Annotated in this window: 24 protein-coding genes; 9 read left to right on the forward strand and 15 right to left on the reverse strand. The window is 73.5% G+C overall.

What is annotated here, in order from left to right:
- Positions 1-54: 54 nt before the first annotated feature.
- The 3 genes from crtI to plsX are packed head-to-tail and all read left to right on the forward strand — an operon-like array spanning position 55 to position 3,669.
- Positions 55-1,710 (forward strand): phytoene desaturase family protein, encoded by a 1,656-nt coding sequence (gene crtI / locus Mam01_RS27095; protein WP_239101653.1) that lies wholly within the window; start codon positions 55-57, stop codon positions 1,708-1,710.
- On the forward strand, positions 1,707-2,639 hold the full coding sequence (locus Mam01_RS27100; protein ID WP_204287996.1) for a phytoene/squalene synthase family protein: 933 nt from the start codon (positions 1,707-1,709) through the stop codon (positions 2,637-2,639). Before crtI ends, Mam01_RS27100 begins: the two co-directional genes overlap by 4 nt.
- A gap of 1 nt (position 2,640) precedes the next feature.
- Complete coding sequence (plsX, locus tag Mam01_RS27105) at positions 2,641-3,669, forward strand: phosphate acyltransferase PlsX (protein ID WP_204287997.1); 1,029 nt, start codon at positions 2,641-2,643, stop codon at positions 3,667-3,669.
- Between the two features lies 1 nt (position 3,670).
- On the opposite strand, the gene Mam01_RS36975 is transcribed toward plsX, so the two are convergent.
- Positions 3,671-4,525: a spheroidene monooxygenase gene (locus Mam01_RS36975; protein ID WP_239101654.1), complete on the reverse strand. Its 855-nt coding sequence runs from the start codon at positions 4,523-4,525 to the stop codon at positions 3,671-3,673.
- Positions 4,526-4,568: 43 nt separating this feature from the next.
- Between Mam01_RS36975 and Mam01_RS27115 the strand changes: the two genes are divergently transcribed.
- Positions 4,569-5,231 carry a glycerol-3-phosphate acyltransferase gene (locus Mam01_RS27115; protein WP_239101655.1) on the forward strand — a complete coding sequence of 221 codons (663 nt, stop codon included), beginning with the start codon at positions 4,569-4,571 and terminating at the stop codon, positions 5,229-5,231.
- On the opposite strand, the gene Mam01_RS27120 is transcribed toward Mam01_RS27115, so the two are convergent.
- From Mam01_RS27120 to Mam01_RS27135, 4 genes are all read right to left on the reverse strand, one after another.
- Positions 5,182-6,534 carry a glycosyltransferase family 2 protein gene (locus Mam01_RS27120; protein ID WP_239101656.1) on the reverse strand — a complete coding sequence of 451 codons (1,353 nt, stop codon included), beginning with the start codon at positions 6,532-6,534 and terminating at the stop codon, positions 5,182-5,184. The two genes, Mam01_RS27115 and Mam01_RS27120, sit on opposite strands and share 50 nt — an antisense overlap.
- A complete protein-coding gene (locus tag Mam01_RS27125; RefSeq protein ID WP_204287999.1) occupies positions 6,531-8,138 on the reverse strand; it encodes a phytoene desaturase family protein in 1,608 nt (535 codons plus the stop codon). The genes Mam01_RS27120 and Mam01_RS27125 overlap by 4 nt, the downstream gene beginning before the upstream one ends.
- On the reverse strand, positions 8,126-8,890 hold the full coding sequence (locus Mam01_RS27130; RefSeq protein ID WP_204288000.1) for a carotenoid biosynthesis protein: 765 nt from the start codon (positions 8,888-8,890) through the stop codon (positions 8,126-8,128). Before Mam01_RS27130 ends, Mam01_RS27125 begins: the two co-directional genes overlap by 13 nt.
- A gap of 435 nt (positions 8,891-9,325) precedes the next feature.
- Positions 9,326-10,366 carry a LacI family DNA-binding transcriptional regulator gene (locus Mam01_RS27135; RefSeq protein WP_204288001.1) on the reverse strand — a complete coding sequence of 347 codons (1,041 nt, stop codon included), beginning with the start codon at positions 10,364-10,366 and terminating at the stop codon, positions 9,326-9,328.
- A 169-nt stretch (positions 10,367-10,535) separates the two neighbouring features.
- Between Mam01_RS27135 and Mam01_RS27140 the strand changes: the two genes are divergently transcribed.
- Positions 10,536-12,845 (forward strand): glycoside hydrolase family 9 protein, encoded by a 2,310-nt coding sequence (locus Mam01_RS27140; RefSeq protein ID WP_204288002.1) that lies wholly within the window; start codon positions 10,536-10,538, stop codon positions 12,843-12,845.
- Between the two features lie 102 nt (positions 12,846-12,947).
- On the opposite strand, the gene Mam01_RS27145 is transcribed toward Mam01_RS27140, so the two are convergent.
- Entirely contained in the window at positions 12,948-14,021 is a 1,074-nt protein-coding gene (locus tag Mam01_RS27145) for an alkene reductase (protein ID WP_204288003.1), read from the reverse strand.
- A 123-nt stretch (positions 14,022-14,144) separates the two neighbouring features.
- Here Mam01_RS27145 and Mam01_RS27150 point away from each other — a divergent pair, with 123 nt between their 5' ends.
- A complete protein-coding gene (locus Mam01_RS27150) occupies positions 14,145-14,516 on the forward strand; it encodes a MerR family transcriptional regulator (protein WP_204288004.1) in 372 nt (123 codons plus the stop codon).
- A 66-nt stretch (positions 14,517-14,582) separates the two neighbouring features.
- Here Mam01_RS27150 and Mam01_RS27155 read toward each other — a convergent pair whose 3' ends face one another.
- The 3 genes from Mam01_RS27155 to Mam01_RS27165 form a co-directional block, all read right to left on the reverse strand.
- Positions 14,583-15,560, reverse strand: coding sequence for an aldo/keto reductase (locus Mam01_RS27155; RefSeq protein WP_150938535.1), 978 nt, complete (start codon positions 15,558-15,560; stop codon positions 14,583-14,585).
- Positions 15,561-15,584: 24 nt separating this feature from the next.
- Positions 15,585-16,253: a dienelactone hydrolase family protein gene (locus tag Mam01_RS27160; protein ID WP_204288005.1), complete on the reverse strand. Its 669-nt coding sequence runs from the start codon at positions 16,251-16,253 to the stop codon at positions 15,585-15,587.
- 131 nt (positions 16,254-16,384) lie between these two features.
- Positions 16,385-18,547, reverse strand: a complete 2,163-nt coding sequence (locus Mam01_RS27165) for an amylo-alpha-1,6-glucosidase (RefSeq protein ID WP_204288006.1) — start codon at positions 18,545-18,547, stop codon at positions 16,385-16,387.
- Between the two features lie 182 nt (positions 18,548-18,729).
- On the opposite strand from Mam01_RS27165, the gene Mam01_RS27170 reads away from it, so the two are divergent.
- A complete protein-coding gene (locus Mam01_RS27170; protein WP_204288007.1) occupies positions 18,730-18,930 on the forward strand; it encodes a transposase in 201 nt (66 codons plus the stop codon).
- An 82-nt stretch (positions 18,931-19,012) separates the two neighbouring features.
- Here Mam01_RS27170 and Mam01_RS27175 read toward each other — a convergent pair whose 3' ends face one another.
- The 3 genes from Mam01_RS27175 to Mam01_RS27185 all read right to left on the reverse strand — a co-directional run bounded on the left by Mam01_RS27175 (position 19,013) and on the right by Mam01_RS27185 (position 21,348).
- Positions 19,013-19,807, reverse strand: coding sequence for a hypothetical protein (locus tag Mam01_RS27175; protein ID WP_204288008.1), 795 nt, complete (start codon positions 19,805-19,807; stop codon positions 19,013-19,015).
- 201 nt (positions 19,808-20,008) lie between these two features.
- The gene (locus Mam01_RS27180) at positions 20,009-20,671 is read right to left on the reverse strand and encodes a fasciclin domain-containing protein (protein WP_150938520.1); all 663 of its coding nucleotides are present in this window, start codon (positions 20,669-20,671) and stop codon (positions 20,009-20,011) included.
- A gap of 89 nt (positions 20,672-20,760) precedes the next feature.
- Positions 20,761-21,348: a hypothetical protein gene (locus Mam01_RS27185; protein WP_204288009.1), complete on the reverse strand. Its 588-nt coding sequence runs from the start codon at positions 21,346-21,348 to the stop codon at positions 20,761-20,763.
- A gap of 300 nt (positions 21,349-21,648) precedes the next feature.
- Here Mam01_RS27185 and Mam01_RS27190 point away from each other — a divergent pair, with 300 nt between their 5' ends.
- A complete protein-coding gene (locus tag Mam01_RS27190) occupies positions 21,649-21,876 on the forward strand; it encodes a hypervirulence associated TUDOR domain-containing protein (RefSeq protein WP_150938517.1) in 228 nt (75 codons plus the stop codon).
- 129 nt (positions 21,877-22,005) lie between these two features.
- On the opposite strand, the gene Mam01_RS27195 is transcribed toward Mam01_RS27190, so the two are convergent.
- The gene (locus tag Mam01_RS27195; RefSeq protein ID WP_150938515.1) at positions 22,006-22,185 is read right to left on the reverse strand and encodes a DUF4236 domain-containing protein; all 180 of its coding nucleotides are present in this window, start codon (positions 22,183-22,185) and stop codon (positions 22,006-22,008) included.
- A 216-nt stretch (positions 22,186-22,401) separates the two neighbouring features.
- Here Mam01_RS27195 and Mam01_RS27200 point away from each other — a divergent pair, with 216 nt between their 5' ends.
- Entirely contained in the window at positions 22,402-22,878 is a 477-nt protein-coding gene (locus Mam01_RS27200; RefSeq protein WP_204288010.1) for a MarR family winged helix-turn-helix transcriptional regulator, read from the forward strand.
- Between the two features lie 202 nt (positions 22,879-23,080).
- On the opposite strand, the gene Mam01_RS27205 is transcribed toward Mam01_RS27200, so the two are convergent.
- Together Mam01_RS27205 and Mam01_RS27210 are read right to left on the reverse strand one after the other, a co-directional pair.
- Entirely contained in the window at positions 23,081-23,656 is a 576-nt protein-coding gene (locus Mam01_RS27205) for a hypothetical protein (RefSeq protein ID WP_204288011.1), read from the reverse strand.
- Positions 23,657-23,805: 149 nt separating this feature from the next.
- Positions 23,806-24,534, reverse strand: coding sequence for a CHAP domain-containing protein (locus tag Mam01_RS27210; RefSeq protein WP_204288012.1), 729 nt, complete (start codon positions 24,532-24,534; stop codon positions 23,806-23,808).
- Positions 24,535-24,797: the final 263 nt, after the last annotated feature.

The following is a 24,797-nucleotide window of genomic DNA, read 5'->3' on the forward strand; positions in this document are numbered from 1 at the left end:
CTTGTTTCGGCCCGGAGGCCCGGTGCGGATGCACGCACGGATGCAATCGCACGGATGCAACCGCCGGAGCGGGAGGGCGCGAAAACTCTACTGACGGCACCGCCGATCACCGAACCGGCCGCCGATCACCGGACCGGCCGCGATCACCGGAACGACCGAAGGAGCAGCGCGCATGACGACGACGACCCGCAGGACCGTCTGATGGCCGCGGGCGGGCCGGTCGTGGTCGTCGGCGCGGGCCTCGGCGGCCTGGCCACCGCGATGCGCCTCGCCGGAGCCGGCCGTGAGGTGATCGTCGTGGAGGCCGCCGACGTGCCGGGCGGCTGCTGCGGCACGGCCGCCCTCGGCGAGCACCGCGTCGACACCGGCCCGTCGGTGCTGACCATGCCGGGGGTGCTGGCCGACACCTTCGCCGCGGCCGGGCAGGACATGGAGCGCTGGCTGCCGCTGCGCCGGCTCGACCCGTACTACCGGCTGACCTTCCACGACGGGTCGCGGCTCGACGTGGTCGCGGGCGCGGACGCCATGGAGGACCAGGTGCGGGCGCTGTGCGGGCCCGCGGAGGCCGCGCGCTACCGCCGGTTCCGGGGGCTGCTCGGAGAGATGTTCGCGGCCGAGTGGGACGCGTTCATCGACAGCGACATGACCCGCCTGCGCGCGCTGGCCCGGCCGTACGCGCTGGCCCGGCTGACCGCGCTCGGCGGCTTCCGCCGGCTGGACCGCCTCGTGCGCCGCCACCTCACCGACGAGCGGCTGATCAGGGCGCACACGTTCCAGTCGCTGTACGTCGGCCGGTCGCCGCAGCGCGCGCTCGGCGTGTACGCGGTGATCGCCCACATGGACACCGTCGGCGGGGTGTACTTCCCCCGCGAGGGCGGCATGCACGCCGTCCCCCGGGCCATGGCCGCCGCCGCCGAGAAGGCCGGGGCGGTCTTCCGGTACGGCGTGCGGGCCACCCGCATCGAGACCGACGGGGCCGGGGTGAGGGCCGTACGGCTCGACACGGGCGAGCGGATCGCGGCCCGGCACGCGGTGGTGGCCTGCGACCTCGTCGGCGCCCACGGCGCCGGCGGCGACGGCCTGCTGCCGGAGGAGGCGGCCGACTGGCGGCTGCGCCGTCCCCGGTTCTCCCCTTCGTGCCTGGTCGCGCACTTCGCCCTCGACCGGCGGCCGGACGGCCAGGCCCACCACACCCTCCACTTCGGCCGGGAGTGGCGGGCGACGTTCGCGGCGCTGGAGGCGGGCGCCCCGCAGCCGGACCCGAGCCTGCTGGTGACCTGTGCCGACAACCACTGGCCCGCCAACCACGGACCAGACGACCACGGGCCCGGCGGCGCGGGGCCCGCCGTGCTGAGCGTGCTGGAGCCCACCGCGAACCTGACGGGCGGCGCCGACTGGGCCGCCCTCACCCCCCGCCTGGTGGACCGCATGCTCGACCGGCTCTCCGGCCTCGGGTACGGCGACCTGTCCGCGACGCCGCGGCTCGTGTTCGATCCCCCCGCCTGGCGGCGGCGCGGCCACTCCGCGGGCACGCCGTTCGCCCTCGACGCCCGTTTCACCCAGACGGCCTGGTTCCGGCCGTCCGGCGCGGCGCGGCGGGTCCCCGGCCTCCACTTCGCGGGCATGTACACCGCCCCCGGCGTCGGGGTGCCGCCCGTGCTGATCTCCGGCCGCCTGGCCGCCGAACGCATCCTGGAGAGCACTCCATGAGAACGTCGCCCCCACCGTCGTCCGTACCGTCGTCCGCCACGCTGACGGCGGCGTACGAGCGGTGCCGCAGGCTGCACGCCCGCTACGGCCGCTCCTACTACCTCGCCACCCTGCTGCTGCCCGCCTGGAAACGGCCGCACGTCCACGCGTTGTACGGCTTCGCCCGCTACGCCGACGAGATCGTCGACTCGTTCTCGATGAGCGGCGACCGGTCCCGGGCGCTGGAGCGGCTCGCCTCCCGGCTGACCGCCGCGCTGGGCGGGGAGCCGGTCCGCGACCCGGTGCTGCCCGCCTTCGCGCACACGGTCAGGGCCTTCGGGATCGACCACGCCGACGTGGCGGCGTTCCTGGCGTCCATGCGGGCCGACCTGACCGTGCGCAGGTACGCGACGTACGACGACCTGCTGGGTTACATGGAGGGCTCGGCGGCGGCCATCGGGACGATGATGCTGCCCGTGCTGGAACCCCTGCCCGGGGAGGACGAGCGGGCCCGCGAGCCCGCACGGCAGCTCGGCCTGGGGTTCCAGCTCACCAACTTCGTCCGCGACGTCCGCGAGGACCTGGCACGGGGCCGGATCTACCTGCCGCTGGCCGACCTCGACAAGTTCGGCGTGACCCCGGCCGACCTCGCCGCGCCGCGCGCCACCCCGGCCGTACGCGACCTGGTGGCCCTGAACTGCGAACGCGCCCGTGACCACTACCGCCGGGCCTGGGAGGGGATCGCGCTGCTCGCACCGTCCTCGCGGCCCTGCATCCGGGCGGCGTACGAGCTGTACGGCGGCATCCTGGACGAGATCACGGCGGCCGGCCACGACGTGCTGGCGCGGCGGGCCACGGTGCCGCGCGGGCGCAGGCTCGCGATCTTCACCCGTAACCTGCTCGCCGCCCGCGCCGCCGCGCAGGCCGAGCGCCGGGTGGGGGTGGCCTGACATGCGGGACGTGCCGACCACCTCCCCGCCGGTCGTGGTGGACGCCATGGGCGGAGACCACGGGCCCGCCGAGATCGTGCGGGGAGCGGTCCAGGCCCGGCGGGAGCACGGCGTGCCGGTCGTCCTCGCCGGCCGGGCGGGAGTCGTGCGCGCGGAGCTGGCCCGGCTCGGGGCGGTGGGCGAAATCGACGTGGCGCACGCCGACGACGTCGTCCCGATGACCGAGCGCGGCGCGGGGGCGATCCGCATGGCCCGCTCCAGCCTGGCGGTCGGGCTCGGCCTCGTCCGGGACGGAGCCGGCGCGGCCTTCGTGTCGGCCGGGTCCACGGGAGCCGTCGCCGCCTGCGCGGTCGACCGGCTGGGCACCGCGCCCGACATTCTGCGCCCCGCGCTGGCCGTTGCGCTGCCGACGACGGCGGGCGGGGCCACCGTGCTGATCGACGCCGGCGCCACCGTGGACCCCACTCCCGAGATGCTCGCGCAGTTCGCCCTGCTCGGGGCGTCGTACGCCCGGCTTGTGCTGGGCGTGGCCGATCCCCGCGTCGGGTTGCTGTCGATCGGCGCCGAGCCCGGCAAGGGAAACCGGCTGACCCGCCGGGCCGAGACCCTGCTGCGCGACCTTCCGCTGTGCTTCCACGGGCCGGTCGAGGGCGGCGACGTGCTCACCGGGGTGGCCGACGTGATCGTGACCGACGGCTTCACCGGCAACGTCGTGCTGAAGAACGTCGAGGGCACCGTACGGGCGACGCTCGCCCTGCTGGCCACGGAAGTGGGCAGTAGCGGGGCGGGCACTGGGGCGGGCACGCGGGACGCGGCCGGTGCCGAGGCGCTGCGGCGGGTGGCCGGCCGCTACGACCCTGAGACGCACGGCGGCGCGGCGCTGCTGGGCCTGACCGGAACCGTCGTGGTGGCCCACGGCTCCTCGCGGGCCCGGACCATCGCGCGGGCCTGCGTCGTGGCCCACGACCTGGCCCGGGGCGAGGTCGTGGGCCGCCTCGGCGATCGTCCCGCCGTCCGCCCCGCCCGTTGAGTCAGCGGTGGGACGGGGCGAACCGGGGCGAACCGGGGCCGAGACCGGCGAGGGGATCGGTCCCGTCCCAGGTGCCCGCGCTCGCGTACGGCAGAAACCGGGCGAACAGCTCCTCGGAGTACCAGTCGTGCGCGCGGACGCGCTCGATCACCTCGCGGTGCGCGCGTCCCGCGTAGGCGAACGCGCGGACGGCGGCGGCGTCACGCCACAGGGAGAAGGTGGCCTGCCGCGCCAGCGGCCACTCCCCCAGGCCGACCGAGGCGAGGCAGCCCTCCTGCGCGCGCAGGAGCCGGTCGACGGAGGGGACGGACCGGTAGAACGCCAGGAGCCGCGACGGCCTGATCGACGCCCGGGTCAGCACCGCCACCGGCCCGCTGCCCGCCCGCTCCCCCGAAGACACCACTGGAGACACCACTGGAGACACCACCGGCGAGGACGCCTTTCCCGGCGCGAGGCGCTCCAGGGCTGGGAGGTTCGTCCCCTGATGCTCCGGGCCCGGCGGCGTCGCGCCCTGGATCAGGCGCTCCGCGATCCGAGGGCCGAAGGGCGCGGGAGTGAGCGGCGCGGAGGCGAGCGGCGGCGCGGGGGTGAAGGGCTCGACGCCGTTCCAGCGGCCGCGCGAGGAGATCGGCGCGAGCCGTACGTGCCAGGTCTCGACGGCCTCGCGCCGCCAGCGCGCCGGGATCGGCGAGCGCTCCAGGAACTCCTCCAGCGCCCGCTCGTCCCGCCACACGGCCAGCAGCGCCCAGCGGCGCAGGTCGGCGCCGAGCGTCGTGGACGGCCCCCGGCCCGTGCCGAGCAGCCGCCAGAACAGCAGTCCCGGGGTCCGGCGCAGCACCGGACGGTCGAAGGCCATGTGGCGCATCGCCCCCCGATCCGCGTACCTGTGGAGGTGGAACGTGACGACGCTCCCGCTGCTCGTCCCCCCAGCCGGCTCCCCGCCGGGCCCCTCGTTCGTTTCCTCGCTCGTTCCGCTGCTCGTCGCGGTCATCGGCGGCTACCTTCTCGGCTCGATCCCGGTGGCGGTGCTGGTGGCCGGGCGGCGCGGCGTCGATCCCCGTGAGGAGGGCGACCGCAACCCCGGCTTCTGGAACGTGCGCGAACGGCTCGGGGCGCGGGCGGCGGCGCCCGTCTTCGCCGGGGACATGGCGAAGGGCGTGGCCGCCGGGCTGCTCGGCCTGGTGGCAGGGGGCGCCCACACGACGGCACTGGGAGTGGTCGCCGGTCCGAGCGTTCCCCTGGCGTACCTCGCGGTGGGAGCGGCGATGCTCGGCCACGCGTGGCCGGTCTTCGCCGGGTTCCGCGGCGGGCGGTCGGTGCTGACCTTCGCCGGCGGGATGGCCGTGATCTGCCCGCCCGCGTTCGTGCTCGCGCTCGCCGTCCTGGCGATGACACGGCTGGCCACCAGGTCGTTCGCGCTGGGAGCCAGGGCCGGGGTGTTCGCGCTCCCGGTGCTCCAGCTGGCCTTCGCGCCGATCGGGCACGTCGCCGCGACGGGCGCGCTGATGTGCCTCATCGGTCTCCGCTTCGGGCAGGCGGCGCTGGCCGCCCGCCGTCCCTGACCGGCATGACGGGGTAGGCGCGGTCGCGCCAGGTGCGCACGGGCCGCAGCGTCGCCTGCGTCAGCCGTACGGCGGTCGCCGGGTCGAGCAGCAACGACAGCGCCACCCCCGCCCCCGGCCGGGCGTAGGCCGGTCGCAGGGCCGTTGTGAGCAGCAGCCGCACGGCGAGCAGCCCGAGATCGAGCCGGGTCGGCCGGCCGGCGGCCAGGCGGAGCACCGGCAGCGCGGCGGCGAGCCAGACGACGGCGAGGTCGGCGGCCTGCCAGGCGGGGCGGGTGACGTCGCCCAGCGGCAGCGACCGTCCCCATTCCCGCCACACCTCGGCGGCCGACTCGTGCATGTCGACCTCCAGCAGATCCCGGGCGTCGAGGAAGCCGACTCTCCAGCCGTCCGCCGCGAGCGCCCTGGCCAGGGCGACGTCGTCGGTCATGTGCCGCCGCACCCGGGCGAAGCCGTCGGCCCGGAGCATCGCCGCACGGCGGAAGGCCAGGCACTGGCCGTTGGCCATCACCCGGTGCGGAGGCGGCGGGACCGGAGGACCGATCGGGCCGAACCGGTACACCAGCGTGGCGAGGAACGAGGCGTGCAGCGCCTGCTCGGCGAGTCCGTCGCAGACGAAGCGCGGACCGGCGCTGACCAGGTCGTGGTCGTCCAGCGCGGCGGCCAGCGCCGCGCACAGGCCGGGCCGGGGCCGCGTGTCGGCGTCGAGGGTCATGACGATCTCGCCACGCGCCTCCCGCAGCCCCTGGTGCAGCGCCCACTGCTTGCCCACCCAGCCGTCCGGAAGCGGCCGTCCCGGCACCACGCGGGCACCGAGCGCGGCGGCGAGCCGGGCCGTGCCGTCGGACGACTCGTCGTCCACCACGATCACCTCGATCACGGCGGGGTCGGCCAGCACCGCGCGCAGGCAGGGCCCGAGGCGGTGCTCCTCGTTCCTCGCCGGGATCACGACAGAGATTCCCCGGCCCCCGCCACCCGGCATCCCGCCGCTCCGTGCCCCGCGATCCGGCGCCCCACTGCCGGGTGTCCCGCCGCCTTGTGCCTCGCTGCTCAGTGCCTCGCTGCTCAGAGCCTCGCTGCTCAGTGTCCCGCCGCCCTGTGTCCCGCCGCGGGCGGCCGATTCGGATGCGGCGGCTTCCCGGCGGTCGGGGCCCGCCGTTTCCGTACGTGCGGCGGGCGGGCTGAGCGGGGGCAGGCGCCGGCGTCCGCGGGCGAGCCGCGCCAGCACCACCAGGGCGGCCGCCGCCTGGGCGGCCCCGAGCACCCGCCGGCCGGTCGTCACGGTCTCGCCCTTCCCCGTCATGGTCTCGCCCTTCCCCGTCGCGGGCCGGAACGGGAGAGGTCGCGGGCCACGAGTTCGGCCACGATGCGCCCGCCCATCGCCACCAGCGGCAGGCCGCCCCCGGGGTGCGCGGTCCCGCCGACGAGGTAGAGGCCGCGCCGGGGCCCCCGGTTGCCGGGACGGCGGAAGGAGGCGAGCGGGCCTCCGTACGCGCCGCCGTAGATCGCCCCGCCCCAGGCGCCGTACCGGTCCCGCAGGTCGGCCGGGGTCAGCAGGTCGAGGAAGCGCAGCCGCCCGGACAGGTCGTGCCCCCGGCTCGCCAGGCGCTCCAGGACGAGTTCCGCGTACGCCTCGGGCGACATCGGCCATCGGGCCGGGTCGCCGGCCGGGACGTTCACCAGCATGCTCCAGCTTTCCGCGCCGTCGGGCGCCATCGTGGCGTCGTGCACGGACGGGCAGCCGATGTAGACCGTGGGGTCCTCCGGCGGTCGACGCCGGTCGAAGATGTCGCCGAACTCCCGCCGGTAGTCGCCGGAGAACACGATCGAGTGGTGGGGCATGCCCTCCGTGCGGCCCTCGACGGCGGCGAGCATCAGGAAGGCGGACGAGGACAGGCCCAGCCCGGCGATCCGGCGCAGCCGGGTGCGGTCGGGCAGCAGCCGCCCGTAGAGCGCGGCCGCGTCGGCGTTGACGACCACGACGTCGGCGAGTGTCACCTCGCCTCCGGCCGTACGGACGCCGTGGACCCGGTCCGTGCCCGCGATCACCTCGGTGACCTCGGTCTCCGTACGGACCTCCACGCCCGCCTTGTCGAGCGCCGCGGCCAGCGCGTCGGCGATCCGGGGCAGGCCGCCCCGGACGTACCACCCGCCGTCGCCGTGCTCGATGGCGGGGACGCAGCCGAGGGCGGCGGGCGCGCGGTAGGGATTCGATCCCGCGTAGGTCGCGTAGCGGTCCACGTACTGGCGCAGGCGGGCGTCCCGGAAGAAACCGCCCGCCAGCGCGTCCAGGGTGCGGCCGGGCGCGACCGCGAACAGGTCACCCAGCCGGGCCCGCGGAACCTGCCCGCCCCGCCCGCCGGCTCGCGCAGCGCCCGCGTGCGAGCCGTCACCTCCCACGCCACCGGCCTCCGCGCCGGTGCCCGGAAAGACGTGGTCCGGTCGTCCGGGCGCGCCGGTGCCTCGCCAGGGGGCCGGCGGCTCGACGACGGGCCCGGTGAGCGGCCCCACGAAGAAGGTGCGCATCGCGGCGTCCAGGCAGCGCTCGGCCCAGCGGTGGTACGCCCGCCAGTTGCGGCCCTCGCCCGGCGCGAGCCGGTCCACCTCGCCGGCCGTACGGCCCGGGTCGCGGTAGGTGGACAGCACCGAGCCGTCCGCGAAGCGGTACCGGCACAGCTCGTCGAGTTCGAGCAGGTCGAGCGGGACGCCGAGGTCCAGGAAGAGGCCGGGCAGCGTGAGCAGCGAGGGTCCGATCGAGAACGTGAAGCCGTCGCGCCTGTGCTCGGCCAGCTTGCCGCCGAGCCGGGGCAGCCGCTCGTAGATCCGCACGTCGTGCCCGTCCCGCGCGAGCAGCAGGGCGGCCACCATGCCACCGACGCCGCCACCGACCACGATCACTTCCGCCATGTGCCCCTCCAGGCGAGCAGCGCGCACGTGCCCATCGCGGCCCCTCCGGCGGCGGCCACCAGCAGGTCGGGCGGCCGGAAGACCACGGCGAAGCCGACGGTCTCCATCACCGCCATCACCGTGTAGAGGGCGACCAGCCCGGTGGCCCCCGCCCGGGCCGCCGTCCCCGGCGCCGCCGGGGCGGGGTGGTGCGCGATGCGTTCGATCAACGTCATGACCAGGAGCGAGACCAGCAGCCACCCGGCGAAGTTGCCGAGCGGCACATCGCGGTACGGCCCGGGCTCGGCCCAGACCCACAGCCCGAGCCTGAGCATCTGGGGGTCGAGGAAGAGGTCCCACGCGGTGAGCGCGACGGCGCCGAGGCAGACCCGGCCCACCGCGCCGTACAGCACGGCGCGGGCGGGGACGGCGCGACCGGCGGCCGCACGGGCGGGGACGGCGCGGGTGGCGACGGCGTGGGCGGCCAGGCCCATGCCGCCCCACGCGAGAGCGACTATCAGAGGGACGCCGCCGGGCCGCGGCCACAGCACGTCGGTGTAGTGGTAGTCGCCGAAGGGCAGGCCCGTCCTCGTGCCGATCCACTCGGCGGCGTAGCCCGCCGCCACCGCCGCCCCGAACGCGCCCGCCGCCCTCTGTGGGGTCGTGGCCGCGGAGGCGAAGGCGAGCGCGCTCGCCGCGATCAGCACCACGACCACGGTGGTCAGGCGCAGGTCGTCAGGCCGCAACCCCGTCGCGATCTGCGCGGCCACCATGACGCCCAGCAGCGCGACCCCGACGGCGTTCAGCCACCACCCGCGCGGGCGGGTCCCGCCCGGCGGCTCCGGCGCTCCCGGTAAGGGCGACGGCCCGCCCGGCCGTCCTGAGCCCGGGCGGAGGCCACCGGACGGTCCAGGCGCTCCCGGCGCGAGCGACGGCCTACCGGCCGCTCCGTGCCCTGACTCGGGGGCCGCTCCGTGCCCCGGCCCACCACGGCGTCCCGAGCCCGGGCGGGCGCCGCGCGGCGCGGGGGGCGCGCCGTCCGCCTCGGCCGCCCGTTTCTCAGCGGTCTCCCATCTCTCCACGTACGGTCATTCGATCGGACCCCGGCGACCGGATGCCCCGGGCGGGCACATCCTCACGTCACCGCCTCGATCGCCGACGACCCGAAGGATTCCGACGCCTCGGCGGCGCGTCCGGCCCGCCGCCGGTCAGGCCGGTGGGGCGGTGCTCCCGCGTACGACCAGGTGGGTGGCGAGCTCGATGCGGTGGTGTTCGGACGTGTCGCCCGCGCTGACGGCCATGACGAGCTCCGCGGCGGCGGCGCCCATCTTGGCCAGCGGCTGATGGACGGTGGTCATCGGCGGGTCCGTCCAGTGGGCGAGCGGCAGGTCGTCGAAGCCGACGACGCTGAGGTCGTCGGGGACGCGCAGCCCGGCCCGCAGGGCCGCCTGGTAGACCCCGAGTGCCTGCAGATCGTTGCCGGCGAAGACGGCGGTGGGCCGGTCGGGGAGGGCGAACAGCGCCCGCGCCTCGGTACGGCCGGTCTCCACGTAGAGCGGGCCGGTCCGCAGGAACCGGGGGTCGACGGGCACGCCCGCGGTCTCCATGGCCGCGCGGTAGCCGTCGAGCCGGGCTCGGCAGCACATCAGCGCGGCCGGGCCGTTGATCATCGCGATCCTGCGGTGCCCGAGCTCCAGCAGGTGGCGGGTGGCCGACAGGCCGCCGTTCCAGTTCGTCGCGCCGACCGAGGGGACGCGATGGCTTGGCTCGCCATGCGGGTCGAGCGCGACGAGCGGGATGGACCTGCTGGCGAGCTGCGCGTACTCGTGGTCGCTCAGCTCGGCGGAGACGGCGATCACACCGGTGGGGCGCCGGGCCAGGACCTCCTCGATCCACTCGCGGTGCGGGGAGTTGTGCCCGTGCATGTCGGTGACGGCCACGGTCAGGCCGTAGGACTGGGCGACCTCGTTGACACCGCGGATGAGCTCCAGCGCCCACAGGCTGTCGAGAGCCTGGAAGAGGACCTCGACGATGGCCGCGGACTCGGTCCTCTCCGGCCGGCGCTGCCAGCCGTGTTCGCGGATCAGTTCCTCGATCCGGCGCCGGGTGGCGACCGACACGCCGGGTCGTCCGTTGATCACCTTGGACACGGTCGGCGGGGACACCCCGGCCAGCCTGGCGATCTGCGCGACCGTGATCTCCTGGCGGCGCCGCGGTCCTAGCTCGGTGGGAAGGCTTGTGCCGGTCACACGCGAAAGTTTAGAGAGTCAGCGAAAGCGTTCGTGAAATATTCAGAATCATTCGTCAGCCCGATCCGATGACCTGCGGGTGCGAAACGCGTGATGACTGAGGAATGTCCCCGGCCACGTCTCCCCCTCATGATGCGGTCACGAAACATAACCGCCGGAGGTGTTAATCATGAAGAAGCCAGGATGGACACGTCGCCCCCGCGCGGCGCTGTCCCTGGCGCTAGCCGTCGGCGCGGCGTCGTTCGCCGTCGTGACCGCGACGAGCCCGGTGCACGCCGTCACGCGACCGCCGCTCGGGCAGAACATCAAGGTCAACCAGGTCGCCTACGCGCCGGGCGCGGCCAAGCAGGCGACCGTCGTCAACTCCTCCACCTCGCCGCTGACGTGGAGCCTGCTCAACGGCTCCGACCAGGTGGTGGCGACCGGGACCACGACCGTCTTCGGGCAGGACGCGCCGTCAGGCGACACCGTTCACAAAATCGACTTCTCGTCGTACACCGGGACGGGCACGAACTTCGCGCTCACCGTGGGCAACGAGTCCAGCCGGGCCTTCGACATCGGCGCGGACGCCTGGAAGAAGCTGCCGTACGACGCGCTCGCGTTCTTCTACCACCAGCGCAGCGGCATCGCGATCAACGGTCAGTACGTGGGCAACCAGTACGCCCGGCCCGCCGGGCACCTGAACGTCTCGCCCAACCAGGGCGACAACAACGTGCCCTGCCGCACGAGCTGCGGGTACACCCTGGACGTCCGCGGCGGCTGGTACGACGCCGGCGACCACGGCAAGTACGTGGTGAACGGCGGCATGTCGGCGTGGCAGCTCGTCAACGTCTACGAGCGGGCCAAGTATGTCTCCGGCGCCGATCCCGCGGCCTTCGGCGACGGCACCATGGCCATCCCGGAGCGGGGCAACGGCGTGCCCGACATCCTCGACGAGGCCCGCTGGGAAATCGACTTCATGCTGAAGATGCAGGTCCCGGACGGGAGGCCGCTGGCGGGCATGGCACACGCCAAGATCCACGACCAGGCGTGGACCGGCCTGCCGCTGCGGCCCGACCAGGACCCCCAGCCCCGGCTGTTGTCGGCGCCCACCACCGCCGCCACGCTGAACCTCGCCGCGTCGGCCGCGCAGTGCGCCCGCGTGTGGGCCTCCATCGACTCGGCCTTCTCCAGCCGCTGCCTCACCGCCGCCGAGAAGGCGTACGCGGCGGCCAGGGCCAACCCGTCCATCATCGCCCCGAGCAGCGACGACCAGGGCGGCGGCTCGTACGTCGACACCAAGGTGACCGACGAGTTCTACTGGGCGGCCGCGGAGCTGTACGTCACCACGGGCAAGCAGACCTACCGCGACGGCCTCACCGGCTCGTCCCTCTACTACGGCAAGAGCTTCTCCAACGAGGGCGCCCAGTGGTCGGAGGTCGGCTCGCTCGGCGACATCACGCTCGCGCTCGTCCCGAACGGCCTGACCTCCACGATCGGGACGCACCTGCGCAACCGTTTCGTGAGCAACGGTGACACGTTGCTCACCGCGATGCGCAACCAGGGCTACCCCGTCCCGTTCGCGCCGTCCGGCGGAGGCTACATCTGGGGCTCGAACAACCTCATCCTCAACAACGCCGCGCTGCTCGCGCTCGCCTACGACTTCAGCGGGCAGGAACGCTTCCGCAACGGGGTGTTCGAGACGATGGCCTACGAGTTCGGCCGCAACCCGCTGGGCCAGTCGTACGTGACCGGGTACGGCGACCAGCCCTCGCGCAATGTCCACCACCGGTTCTGGGCCCACCAGCTCGACTCGTCGCTGCCGATCGCGCCACCCGGCGCGCTGGCCGGCGGCCCCAACAGCGGGCTGCAGGACCCGGTCGCCCAGGAGAGGCTCGGCGGGTGCAAGCCGCAGAGGTGCTACCTGGACGACATCAACGCCTGGTCGGTCAACGAGGTCGCGATCAACTGGAACGCGGTGCTGGCCTGGGTGAGCGCCTGGACCGCGGAGAAGGCCGGCACCTCCATGAGCCCGTCGCCCTCGGCTTCGCCCTCGGATTCGCCCAGTCCCAGCCCGTCACCGTCCCCCTCACAGAGCCCGTCTCCCTCTCCTTCGCCGAGTCCCTCCCCTTCGCCGTCGCCTTCGCCTTCGGCGAGCCCCTCCTCGTCGCCCTCACCCTCGGCGAGCACCGGTAAGGCGTGCACCGCGACGTACGCCGTCACCAGCCAGTGGCCCGGCGGCTTCGGGGCGACCGTCACCGTGACGAACACCGGCACCATCGCCACCAGCGGATGGACGGTCGCCTGGACCTTCCCCAACGGCCAGACGATCACCCAGCTCTGGAACGCCTCGCACACGGTGAACGGATCGAACGTGAAGGCCGTGAACCTGTCCTGGAACGGCGCGCTCGGCGCCGGCGCCTCCGCCTCGTTCGGCTTCAACGGCTCCTGGAACGGCGCCAACTCGAATCCGTCCCAGGTGACCTGCACGGCCGTCTGACGAGCACGGGCGTCTGACGAGCACGGGCCCCGCGCGGCGACCCGCGCGGGGCCACCCGGGTGGTCGCCAGGGCCGGGTTCGGTCCGTGACAGCGCTGCTTCTTCAGGCGGCGTGCTGGTAGGCGGAGTAGGTGAGATAGCCGGCGTCGCCGCCCTGGTACCAGGTGGACTCGTCGTGCGGTGCGATCGGCAGCCCCTGGCGCAGCCGCTCCACGAGGTCGGGGTTGGCGATGAAGGCGCGGCCGAAGCTGATCAGGTCGGCGCCGCGCTCCAGCCAGTGGTCGGCCGCCTCCCTGTCCGTCTGCCGGGGGCCCATCGGGAAGACGGGGTTGACGATGAGCGTGCCAGGCCAGGCCTTGCGCAGCCCGACGAGCACCTCCTCGTCGGCCGTGGCCTCGAGGTGGACATACGCCAGGTCCAAGGGGGCCAGCTCGGCGAGCAGTGCGCCGTACAGGTCGGGAACCTCCGCGTCCTCCGCGCCCCAGAAGCCGGCGCCGGGCGAGAGGCGGATCCCGGTCCGGTGGCCGCCCACCGTCTCGACGGTCGCGGAGACCGCCTCGACGGCGAACCGGATGCGGTTGGCCACCGAGCCGCCGTAGACGTCGGTGCGCAGGTTGGCGGTGCTGGAGAGAAACTGGGCGATGAGGTAGCCGTTCGCGCCGTGCAGCTCCACGCCGTCGAAGCCGGCGTCGACCGCACGGCGGGCGGCTTCGGCGTAGGACCGGGCGTGCTCGGGCACCTCGGCGGTGGGCAGCGCCCGCGGCACGGGCGCCGGCTTGGGTCCTGCCGGGGTGAACACCTCTCCCGGGGCGGGGACGGCCGACGGAGCCACCGGCCGCATGCCCGTGGTGCCGGGGTGGGAGACGCGGCCCCCGTGCATGATCTGGGCGAAGACACGACCGCCGTTGGCATGGACCGCACCGGTGACCGGCCGCCAGGATTCGGTCTGCTCGTCGGTGTACAGGCCCGGGGTGCCCGGATTGGACTGCCCGACGAGGCTCGGCTGCACCCCTTCGGTGACGATGAGCCCGGCGGTGGCACGCTGGGCGTAGTAGGTCGCCATGGACGGCGTCGCCAGGCCGCCCGCGGCCGCGCGTACGCGGGTCATCGGGGCCATCACCACACGGTTGGGCAGGGTCAGCGCGCCGAGACGGTAGTGATCGAACAGGGACGTCATTACTGCGTGCCTCTCAGGTGCTTCGTGGGTGGTCACGTCCGCCGGCTGGACATGACCACGCTAAGACCTGACACTGACGTTAGATGCAAGGTTTCTAGTGGAGATTTTCCCAGGGGAGGCTCGATGCGGATCGGGGAACTGGCGGCACGGGCCGGGGTGAGCGTCCGGTCCCTGCGCTACTACGAGGAGCAGGGCCTCATCACCAGCACCCGCAGCGCCGGTGGCCAGCGCCACTACACCGACGGCGACATCGAACGGGTGGCGTTCATCCAACGCCTGTACGCCGCGGGGCTCTCCAGCCGTACGATCGCCGAGCTGTTGCCGTGCGTGGAATCGCCGAGCGAGCAGAACTCCGCCGAGGCGTTCGAGCGGCTGGTGCGGGAGCGGGACCGGATCAGCCGGCACGTCGAGGAGCTCGTGACGGCCCGCGCCGCCCTCGACCGGCTCATCGACGCCAACCGCGCGCACCACGGGCGGCTCGCCGCCGCCCGCTGACCCTCGGGGGCGCGCCGCCGTCGTGCGGGTGGGTGAGCCCGTACGGACGGCGGCGGACCCCCGTGGTCACCAGCGGTGGTGGACCTGGGGGCGGATGAGGTCGTCGTAGATGTTGCGGACCTCGTCCTGCGCCTCGGCCGTGAGGGGCGGGAACTGCGCCGCGGCGGCGTTGGCCTGGGCCTGCTGGGGGTTGCGGGCGCCGGGGATCACGACGCTCACCCCGGGCTGGTCGATGATCCAGCGCAGCGCGAACTGCGCCAGCGTCATGCCCTCGGGCACGAGGCCGCGCAGCCGGTCGACAGCCTGGAGGCCCACGCCGTACTCCACCCCGGAGAAGGTCTCGCCGACGTCGAAGGCCGCGCCCTGGCGGTTGAAGTTGCGGTGGTCGTTCTCGGCGAAGACCGTCTGCGGGCCGTACTTGCCCGACAGGAGGCCGCTGGCCAGCGGGACCCGGGCGATGATGCCGACCCCGGCCTTCTCCGCGGCGGGCAGGACGTCTTCGAGCGGCTTGAGCCGGAAGGCGTTGAGGATGATCTGCACGGTGGCCACTCCCGGCCGTGCGATCGCGGTCAGCGCCTCGGCGACCGTCTCCACGCTGACGCCGTACGCGGCGATCCGGCCCTCGGCCACCAGCGTGTCGAGCCCGTCGAAGACCTCGTCGGTGTCGAAGACCGTGCTCGGCGGGCAGTGCAACTGCACCAGGTCGAGCGTGTCGACGCCCAGGTTCTCCCGGGAGCGGTCGGTCCAGGCGCGGAAGTTGTCCAGGGTGTAGACGTCGGGGGTCTGCTGCACCCTGCGGCCCATCTTGGTGGCCACCGTCAGGCCGGGCCGTTCCTTGATCAGCTTGCCGATGATCTTCTCACTGCGGCCGTCGCCGTACACGTCGGCCGTGTCGATGAAGGTGGTGCCGGCCTCGACCGCGGCGTTCAGCGTGGCCAGCGCATCGGCCTCGCTCACCTCGCCCCAGTCGGCTCCGAGCTGCCAGGCGCCCAGCCCGACCACGCCCACCTGCCTGCCTGTCCTGCCCAAAACGCGCTGCTCCATGATGTCAGATCGTAGCGGGGCAGCTCAGGGGGCAGGCGGCATGGCCTGGAGGTGGCGTACGAACCAGTCGCGGGCGAGCCGCGCGACCGTCTCCAGGGCGCCGGGCTCCTCGAACAGGTGTGTGGCGTGGGGCACGACCTCCATGCGGACGTGCGCGGTGAGCGACTCCATCGCCTCCCGGTTGAGGTCGATCACGATGGGGTCGCGCTCCCCCACGATCAGCAGCGTCGGCTGGCGCACCGTCCGCAGCGCGTTCCCCGCGAGGTCCGGCCGTCCGCCGCGGGAGACCACCGCCTGTACGATGCCCGGCCGGGTGGCGGCGGCGACGAGCGCGGCCGCGGCGCCCGTGCTGGCCCCGAACAGCCCGACGGGCAGGCCCCGGGTGAGGTCGTCGCCGGGCAGCCGGTCGGCCAGCGCCCCCACCCGCGCGGCGAGCAGGCCGATGTCGAACCGCAGGTGCCCGGTGAAGGCGTCGGCCCGCTCCTCGTCGGCGGTGAGCAGGTCGGCGAGTACGGTGGCCAGCCCGGCCCGCTGCAGTTCCCCCGCCACATAGCGGTTGCGCGGGCTGTGCCGGCCGCTGCCACTGCCGTGCGCGAACAGCACCACACCCCGCGCGTCCCGCGGCACGGCCACGTCCGCGTCGAGGACGACCTCGCCGACCGGGATCCGCACACTGAGCTCGACCTCGCTCATCGCAGCCCTCCCTCTATGCCGCGCCTCCGCGGGCCATACCCCCCGCGAATTACGACAAAACGGGCGTCAGGCGCGGCACGAGTGATCCTCCCGGGCACGCCTGCGGGACGACGCGCACGACCGCCCGGCGGTCAGGCGCCGGCGCGGGAGGGGGCCGGCGGGCGCGGCTCCGGGATGAGGCGCACGTCGTCGGGCAGGCCGGTCACGTGCGGCACGCCGCTGCCCTCCCGGGCGTCCAGGTCGACCCGGGTCCCCGCGAGGTGCATGCCGGAGATGTGCAGGTCGCCGAACCCCTCGGGCAGCGCGGGCGAGATCCACACCTTGCCGTGCGGCACCCAGGGGTCGATGCGCAGCAGCAGGCGTACGAGCTGGATCGGCGCGGCCGACGACCACGCCTGCGGGGAGCACGAGGTCGGGTACGGCACCGGGAGGCGGAACTCCCCCCGGTCGAAGCCGCAGAACAGCTCGGGCAGCCGGTCGCCGAACGCCCGGGCGGCGTCGAGCAGGCCGCAGGCCACCCGCTGGGCCTCCTCCACGAAGCCGTACCGCATGAGCCCGGCCGCGGCGAGCGCGCTGTCGTGCGGCCACACCGAGCCGTTGTGGTAGCTCATGGGGTTGTAGGCGCCCATGTCGGAGGCGAGCGTGCGGATGCCGAAGCCGGTGAACATCCGGGGCGACAGCAGGTGCCCGGCCACCGACGCCGCCTTGTCCCGGTCGACGATCCCCGACCACAGGCAGTGGCCCATGTTGGAGGCGAGGGCGTCGATCGGCCGGCCCTCGTGGTCGAGCCCCACGGCGAAGTAGCCGCGGTCGGGCAGCCAGAACCGCTCGTTGAACCGGGCCCGCAGCTCCGCGGCCCGGCTCCGGTAGTGCCGCTCGGCCTCGGCGTCCCCCGCCTCCCGGGCGAAGTAGTGCCGGGCGACGTAGGCGGCGTAGACGTATCCCTGCACCTCGGCCAGCGCGATGGGCGGCCGGGCGAGGGTTCCGTCGGCGAAGTTGATCCCGTCGAAGGAGTCCTTCCATCCCTGGTTGACCAGGCCCTGATCGGTCTTGCGCCGATAGCAGAGGAACCCGTCGCGCGTGCCGTACCGCTCGATCCACTCCAGCGCGGCGTCGGCGTTCGGGAGCAGCCGCCAGGCCGCCTCGGGATTCAGGCCCCAGCGGCGCAGCTCGCCGAGGAGGACGACGAACAGGGGGCTGGAGTCCACCGAGCCGTAGTAGGCGTGCCCGCCCACGCCCACGGCCGCGCCGTCCTGCCGGGCGCCGTACCGCAGCTCGTGCAGGATCTTGCCCGGTTCCTCCTCGGTCATCGGGTCGGTCTTCGTGCCCTGCAGTGAGGCCAGCCGGCACAGCGTGCCGTACGCCAAGCCGGGGTCGAGCGGCAGGACCAGCAGCGAGGTGAGCAGCGAGTCGCGGCCGAACAGCGTCATGAACCAGGGCGCCCCGGCCGCCACGCTGGGCGGCAGGTCCGGGCGCTCGGGATCGAACAGCCGCAGCGCGCCGATGTCCCGGTGGGACTGCCGCAGGACCGCGCCGAGGGCGGCGTTGGAGGTGGTGACCTCCGGCAGGCTCCGGTCCCACTCGAACAGCCACCCGGCCTGTTCGGCGAGCGCGGGCTTCAGCCGCTTGTCGCAGTACCACGCCTCGGTCTCGGCCCCGTCGATGATCGGGTTGACCTTCAGCGCGGCCCTCCACTCGCCCCGCGGCGGCACAACCGCCCGGAACAGGAGCATGCGCGGGGCGGGCACCGCCAGCACCGGGGTGTCGCCGGCTTCGGCCGCCACCCGCGCTCCCCTGGCCCTGCTGACGGAGACCATGCGCAGCGAGCCTTCCTCCGTCGCGGTCGTCACGTCGGCCACCCAGTGCACCCTGTGGGTCTTCACCTCGAACAGGTCGCACACGTCGGATCCGACGAGCAGGGTCACGACGAGGCCGGCCGGCTCGAGGGACATGTTGCGGATGACGAGGTCCTCCGACAGTCCGCCGCCGACGTACCGGTCGCGCGTCACCAGCAGGGTGCTCTCCGCCTGGCCCGGCCGCCGCGGGGCCCGGCCGAGGAACGTCGCGTGGTACGGCTCGCCGGTGACGACCTGCAGCTCCTCGATCGGGCCGTCGTCGACGCGCAGCTCCCACTGCGACAGCAGCCGGGTGTCGGCGTAGTAGATCCCCTGGGCCGATCCCGGCAGGATGTCGCCGTTGCGGGACGACACGCAGAACGAGCCCCCGGCAACCAGCGTCACGGCGCCCGCGCCGATGGGGCTGGGCTGCCCCTCGAACGTCCACCCGCCCGTCATGCCGACCCCCCGGCCCGCCCGCCCGTCAACGGTGCCGTCATACCCTCTGGGTACGCCGGTTTTCACCTAATATCGCCGCTTATGTCTGGCTCGCCTTTCCGGCCGCCACCGCCAGAACCCCCCAGCGGCCGGGTCCTGCCGGTTTTGCCCCCTCATGACCTGGCGTTTTCTAGTCTGCCGTCATGCGCAGGTGGGTGAGTGCGGAGGGACACGAGGTGGACTCCGTCGTCATCGAGGGCCGGCGACTCCTGCGGGTGCGCCACCTGGGGTATCACGTCGGCTTCTGCGCCACCGTCGAGGAGGTGGCCGCCCACGTGGACCTGGCCGACCTGGTGGAGGTCGTCGACCTGCGACGGCCCGGGCGCCGGCCCGCACGGCGATGAGGGGTGAGCCGGTCCCGGCCGGCTCACCCCTCTGTCGGTTCACCCCTCGGTCGTCTCACTGCCGGCCACGCGGCGGTGAGGATCAGCCCCAGCCCGGCATCGAGAAGGGATCGGCGCTCCTCGGCCTGGCCTTGCCCTTGGCCCTGATCACGCTCTTGGCGCCGGTGGTCGCCTTCGCCGGCCGGAGCCAGGCGTCCGCCGCCTCGTCGTCCTCCTTCTTCTGCCGGCCGGCGGGCGCGCCGGTCAGCTGGTCGCCGGACAGCTTCGCGTACGTGGGCTTCTGCGCGGAGGGGTGGAGGAAGATGTCCCGCGGCGCGTTCTGGGCGTTGTCGCCGCTGTTGTCACCGCTGTTGTCGTCGCTGCTGTTGCTCTTCGCCGGCATGGTGAACATGCCGCCGTTGCCCAGCGGCATGAAGCCGCTCGTCTCGCCGGGCTCCTGGCCGGCGGGCCCCTGGTTGTCGCCCGCCTGGCCCGCGCCCTGCGGCGCCGCGGGCGCCTGGTCGCCGACCGCCTGGCCGTCGGCGTTCTGACCCTCCGCGGCCTGGCCCGCGTCCTGCGGCGCCGCGCCGGCCTGGCCGGCGTTCTCCGGGCCGTTGACGGCCGGACCCATGTTCTGCGGTCCTCCGGCCGCCGGGCCGCCCATGCCCTGGGCGTCGGACGCGTCGTCCGGCGAGAAGTACGGGCCGACCTTCGCGCCCTTGTCCAGGATCTCCAGAGCCTTGGACGCGACGAAGTCGGGCTCCTCCGGGTGGTTCATCGCCATCGCGGCGATCTGCTTGCCGGGCGACAGAGGCTCCTTGGCGGCCATCGGGCTCTGGTCGGCGGGCGCCGGCCCCGACAGGAGCGCCGCGGCGAGTACGGCAGTAGCTATAGGCATGAGTAATTCCCCCGAATATTGGTGGACGGTACAAGAACGAAGGTAAGCGCCCGATGCCGGGCGTTCACGGACCCGACACTCAGTGTCCGGTCAAATAAGAGAATTGGCCGCTTCAGGACATAGGCCACCGAAAAAAACAAAAAAGGGGGTGTGCCGTAAGCGGCACACCCCCGGAAGACGCCGTCGCCGGACGGCGGCCGGTCACTTCGGCATGAGGACCTTGTCGACGAGGTAGACGGTCGCGTTGGAGGTGGCGAGGTTCCCGCAGGTCACGGCGGCGTCGTTGACCTTGAAGCTGGGCGCCGCGCCCGAGACGGTGAGCTTGCGGCCTTCCAGGCTGGTCAGCTCGCCGTGCAGGTCCGCGGGCGCCTTCCGTCCCTTGACCACGTGATAGGCCAGCAGCGCCCGGAGCGACTTGCGGTTGGTCAGCAACTGGTCGAGCTGGTTCTTCGGGATCTTGCCGAACGCCTCGTTGGTGGGCGCGAACACGGTGATGTCCTGGGCGGAGTTGAGCGTCTCCGCGAGCCCGGCCTTCTTCACCACGCGGGCCAGCGTGGAGAGCGACGGAATGTCGGAGATCGCGGCGCCCACCGGCACCTTGGCCAGCTCGGCGGGACTGCCCTTGCCCGAGGCCGGCAGCGAGGCGCAGGCGGGCCCGACCGGCGACGCGGACACCGGGGCCGAGGGCGTCGCCGAGGCGCCCTCGCTCGGCTCGGCGCTGGTGCTGGGGGTCTCGGTGGTCATGTCGGTGGCGGTCTCGTTGACGGCGACCGGGGCCGCGGAGTTGCCGCCCTGGCTACCGCACGCCGCGGACATCGACAGCGCCGCGGTCAGCGCGGCAAAGGCGAGCAGACGGGTATTCATGATCGTGTTTCCTTAGTCGTGGAAAGGTCGTTGCTGGGTGGCGGGGCGGGCACACGGGCCTGTCCGTCAGGCCGTCTCGGGCGCGTGGTTCACCAGCCGCGCGGCCACTGCTGCTGCCGGGGGCGCTGGATCACCTTCTTCCGCACGTGGACCGCCGGGAACGACCTGGCCTTCTGCACGCCCTGAACGGAGTGGAAGGTGAACGGCTTCGGCGCCTCGCCCGGCTTGCCGGACACCGGCTGGATCACGACGTCGCGCGTCTTCGGATCGATCAGCGGGATGACCGAGGTGTCCGGTCCCGACGCGGCCTGCCCGACGGGCGCCACGCCGCCGGCCATCGCCTTCGGCCGGACGACGTCGCCGTCCGTACCCGGCTTGACGTGCAGGCCGGGGGCGTCCGGCAGGTCCGGGCCGCTCTCCGGAGCGGGGCCCGCGCCGCGCCCGCCCGCCGTTCCCCCGGGCGCCATCCACGGCGGCGCCTGGGGAAGCATGAACGGAAACTCCCCGGCCTGCGGCGCCCCGCCGGGTGTGAGAGCGACTGGTCCCGCCGGCCGCCACTGCGGCATGGCGTCGTTCGTGTCCGCGGCGGCCGTCGTCCCGGTCGGAGCCGGGTCCGGCGGCACGACGGCCGGCCCAGAGAGGAGGGCGGCGGCCAGTACGGCTGTGCAGAGAGGCATGAGACTCCCCCGAGGTCATGGATGGTACGAGCACGACGGTAAGCGCCGCACCAGGGAGTGATCACGCATCCCACGGCCAATGTCCGGTCAAGCATGGTGATCGGGCGCTTCACCCGAAAAGATCCCGTCGCGCCCGCAAGCGGCCCGCCCGACAGGCGGCGCGGCGGCGCGAACCACCGGGAATTCGGCGCCCCGGGAAAACGCCGGGAAAACAGCGCGGAGATCAGGCGGCCAAGGAATCGCCCTTTTCCTGGAATTTCATCCCGAGTGGCGGCGGGACGAGGGGGTATGCGCGGGCCCATGAGTGACAAGCGCGAATCCGAGGAACCGAAGGTCGGCGACGAAGTGACCTGGAAGAGCCACGGCGGGACCGCCGAAGGCAAGGTCGAGAAGAAGATCACCGAACGTACCGAGGAGGCGGGCCGTACCGTGGCCGCGTCCCCGGAGGAGCCGCAGTACAAGGTGCGCAGCGAGAAGAGCGGAGGCTCAGCGGTGCACAAGCCCTCGGCCCTGCACCCCAAGAAGTGAGCCCTCAGAGGTGAGCCCCAGGAAGTGAGCCCGGGAAGCCCCCGGAGAGGTGACCCGGAGAAGTGGCGCCGCCGGGAGGTCCGGCGCCGGGCGGGCCCGAGGCCGCGCCCGGCGCGTCACGTACCTGCTCTAGCTGAGCGTCTTCTTCCAGTGGAAGCCGCCGGGCAGGTTCACCGTGAGGGTGCGGCGCCCGTCCGCCGTCTTGGTCACGCGGAAGGCGCGGCCGCCGTAGCTGTGGCCCACACCGCTGCGCGACAGGTTGAGTCTGAAAGGCCCCATCTTGACTGACTTACGGTAGCTCCAGCCCATCGTTTTCCCTCCGTGTTTTCCGTGCCCCCGCGACTACCCACAGAAGCGATCAGCACACGCGCTCGCGCGGAGTGGCATGTCAGGACGCACAGCCGCCGTTCTCGCCCGTACAACCCCTGGTCACAGGGTGGGAACCTTTGTCTGGTGCAATGACGCGACGGTGCTGGGGACCGTGTAAAAACGATGCCTGTGACTAAGGATGGGGACGAGGAACCGATGGCGGACGACCTGGAGGCCGTCACGTCCGCGGTGCTCACCGCATCGCGGGTGCTCGTCGCGATCTCCGCACGTTCCCTCGCCGCCGCGGAGGACAGGGTCACGCTGCCGCAGTTCCGGATGCTGCTGGTGGTCGGGCAGGGCGAGACCAAACTGGTGACGCTGGCCGAGAGGCTCGGCGTGAACCCCTCGACCGCGATGCGGATGGCGGACCGCCTCGCCGCCGCCGGGCTGCTGAAGCGTGAGGTGAACCCGCAGAACCGGCGTGAGACGCTGCTGCGGCTGACCGGCATCGGCCGGCGCATCGTGGACGAGGTCACGGCCCGGCGCGAGGCGGAGATCGCGGCGATACTCGCCCGGATGCCCGCTCCCCGGCGTCAGGCCCTGATCACCGCCATGCGCGAGTTCACCGACGCGGCCGGCGAACCACCCACGACCGCCTCGTTCCCGCTCGGCTGGCCCGACCCGTCCTCCTGACCCCGCGCCCTGAGCGCCCTGTCATCCGGGACGCCCGCCGGAGCCCGGCCGGGTGCGCGGCAACGGCGCACCCATCGGGCCAGGGCTTGCGGCCTGCTCAGCACCCGGAGGCGGCGCGTTCACCCCGAGACCGCGGCCGGGCCGACGTCCAGAGGCGGCGCGCTCACTCCAAGGCCGCGGCCTGCTCAACGCTGCGGCCCGCTCAGCACCCGGAGGCGGCGCACTCGCCGGGGATGAGGCCGCCGGGGTCGCCGGCCGTCGAAGGCGCGTCGTCGTCCCTGCTCGACCCGGTCCCGGTGCCGCCCTTCGTGCCGCCGCCCGCCTTTCCGGCCGGCGCGGTCTTCGCCTGGCCCGTGCCGCCGGCCGCCTGGTCGCCGGACCCGCCCGCACCGGAGTCTGTGCCGGAACCTGTGCCCGCGGCGTCTCCGGCGGGCGCCTGTGGCGAGCCTCCGTCCGCGCCACCGCCCTCGGAGCCGTCCGCCGAGCCGTCCTCGGATCCGGTGCCGGAGTCCGGCCCGGAGTCGGCGGGGTCACCGGCGCCGTTCTCCTGCGCCGGGGCCGTCGCCTGCCCGGCATTGCCCGCGGAGGGGCCGCCGGCGTCCGTGGCGCCACGCAACGCGAAGCCCGCGCCCGCCGCCGCGAGTACGGCGACCAGGATCACGGCGACGACGACGAGGGGCTTCCTGCTCTTCGTGCCGGATGGTTCGTCCTGACTGGAGAGGACCTCCTGACGAAACTGATCATCCTGGCTCGTCGGTGAGGGGACGCGCCCGTACATGTGAGACAACTCCCAGCGGTCGGATCGGGGGAAAGCTCCACGGCTTCCGCGGGTGGCTGCCCACCTTAGCCGCGCGAGTCACCGAATTTCACAGACACCCGCAAATGATCTCAAACTCCCAGAATGTTCCCAGGCGTCTCTCCGGCCGGTCAGCCGAGATAGGGGAGATGGAACGGCTCCTGAGCTGCGGCCGGGCCGGACACCCCGGCCCCGGCGGCCTCCCGGCCGCGCCGCTCGCCGCCGTCCCCCGCCCGCCGCGGGCCGCCCTTGCGGTGCCGCCCGCCGGACGTCGCCGCCGCGGCGGCCCTGAACCGCAGGCCGGTCACCGCGGTCGAGACGAGCGCGAACAGCAGGCCGGCCGGCAGGACGGCGTCGCCCGGCGAGAAGACCGCGCCCGGCGACTGCCCATGACTCGCGGCCATGTTCCGCGTGGCCGACGCCGCGGACCCCTGGACGGCCGCGTCCGCCGCCCCCTGGACCGTGGCGTCCGCCGCCACCGGCTGGACGGTGACGGTCACCTTCGGGGTCGCCTTGACCTTGCGCGGCAGGCCGTACCCGACGATCTTGCTGGAGTCGCGCACCTTGCGCTTGAGCCAGACGCCGTCGACGTTGCCCTCGATCGTGTGGACCTTGCCGCCGACGACCTTCTCGACGATGCCGACGTGGTCGATGTCCTTGATGCGCTTCGACCCCGACCAGTCGAAGAAGACCACCGCTCCCGGTTCCGGCTTCCGGCTCCAGGCGCCCTGCTGCTCGAACCACTTGGCGTGCTTGGTGGTCAGCGCGAACTCGCCGACGTGGTCCCGCACGCCGGCGCGGTCGGCCGCCCACGAGACGAACATGTCACACCAGGGAGCCGCCTTGAAGTCGGAGTCCATGGCGATGTTGTCGGCGTACCACTCGCCGAACTTGGTCAGCTTCCCGGGCCGCTCGCGGTAGCCCAGTTCCGGGCGTACGGCGTCGAGCAGCTGTTGTGCGATCGGATCGGTAGAAATCGAAGGCTCCTATGGCGCGCGTCAGAACATGACGAACCCGCCCGCCGGGCACGACGGCATGGAGGCATGACCGTCACGCCGACGGACACGGCCGCGGCGGGCCGGAGTCGGACGGGATCGGACGGGTTTCAGAAACGGGAGATGTG

Source organism: Microbispora amethystogenes, assembly GCF_016863015.1.
GTDB classification, from domain to species: Bacteria; Actinomycetota; Actinomycetes; order Streptosporangiales; family Streptosporangiaceae; genus Microbispora; species Microbispora amethystogenes.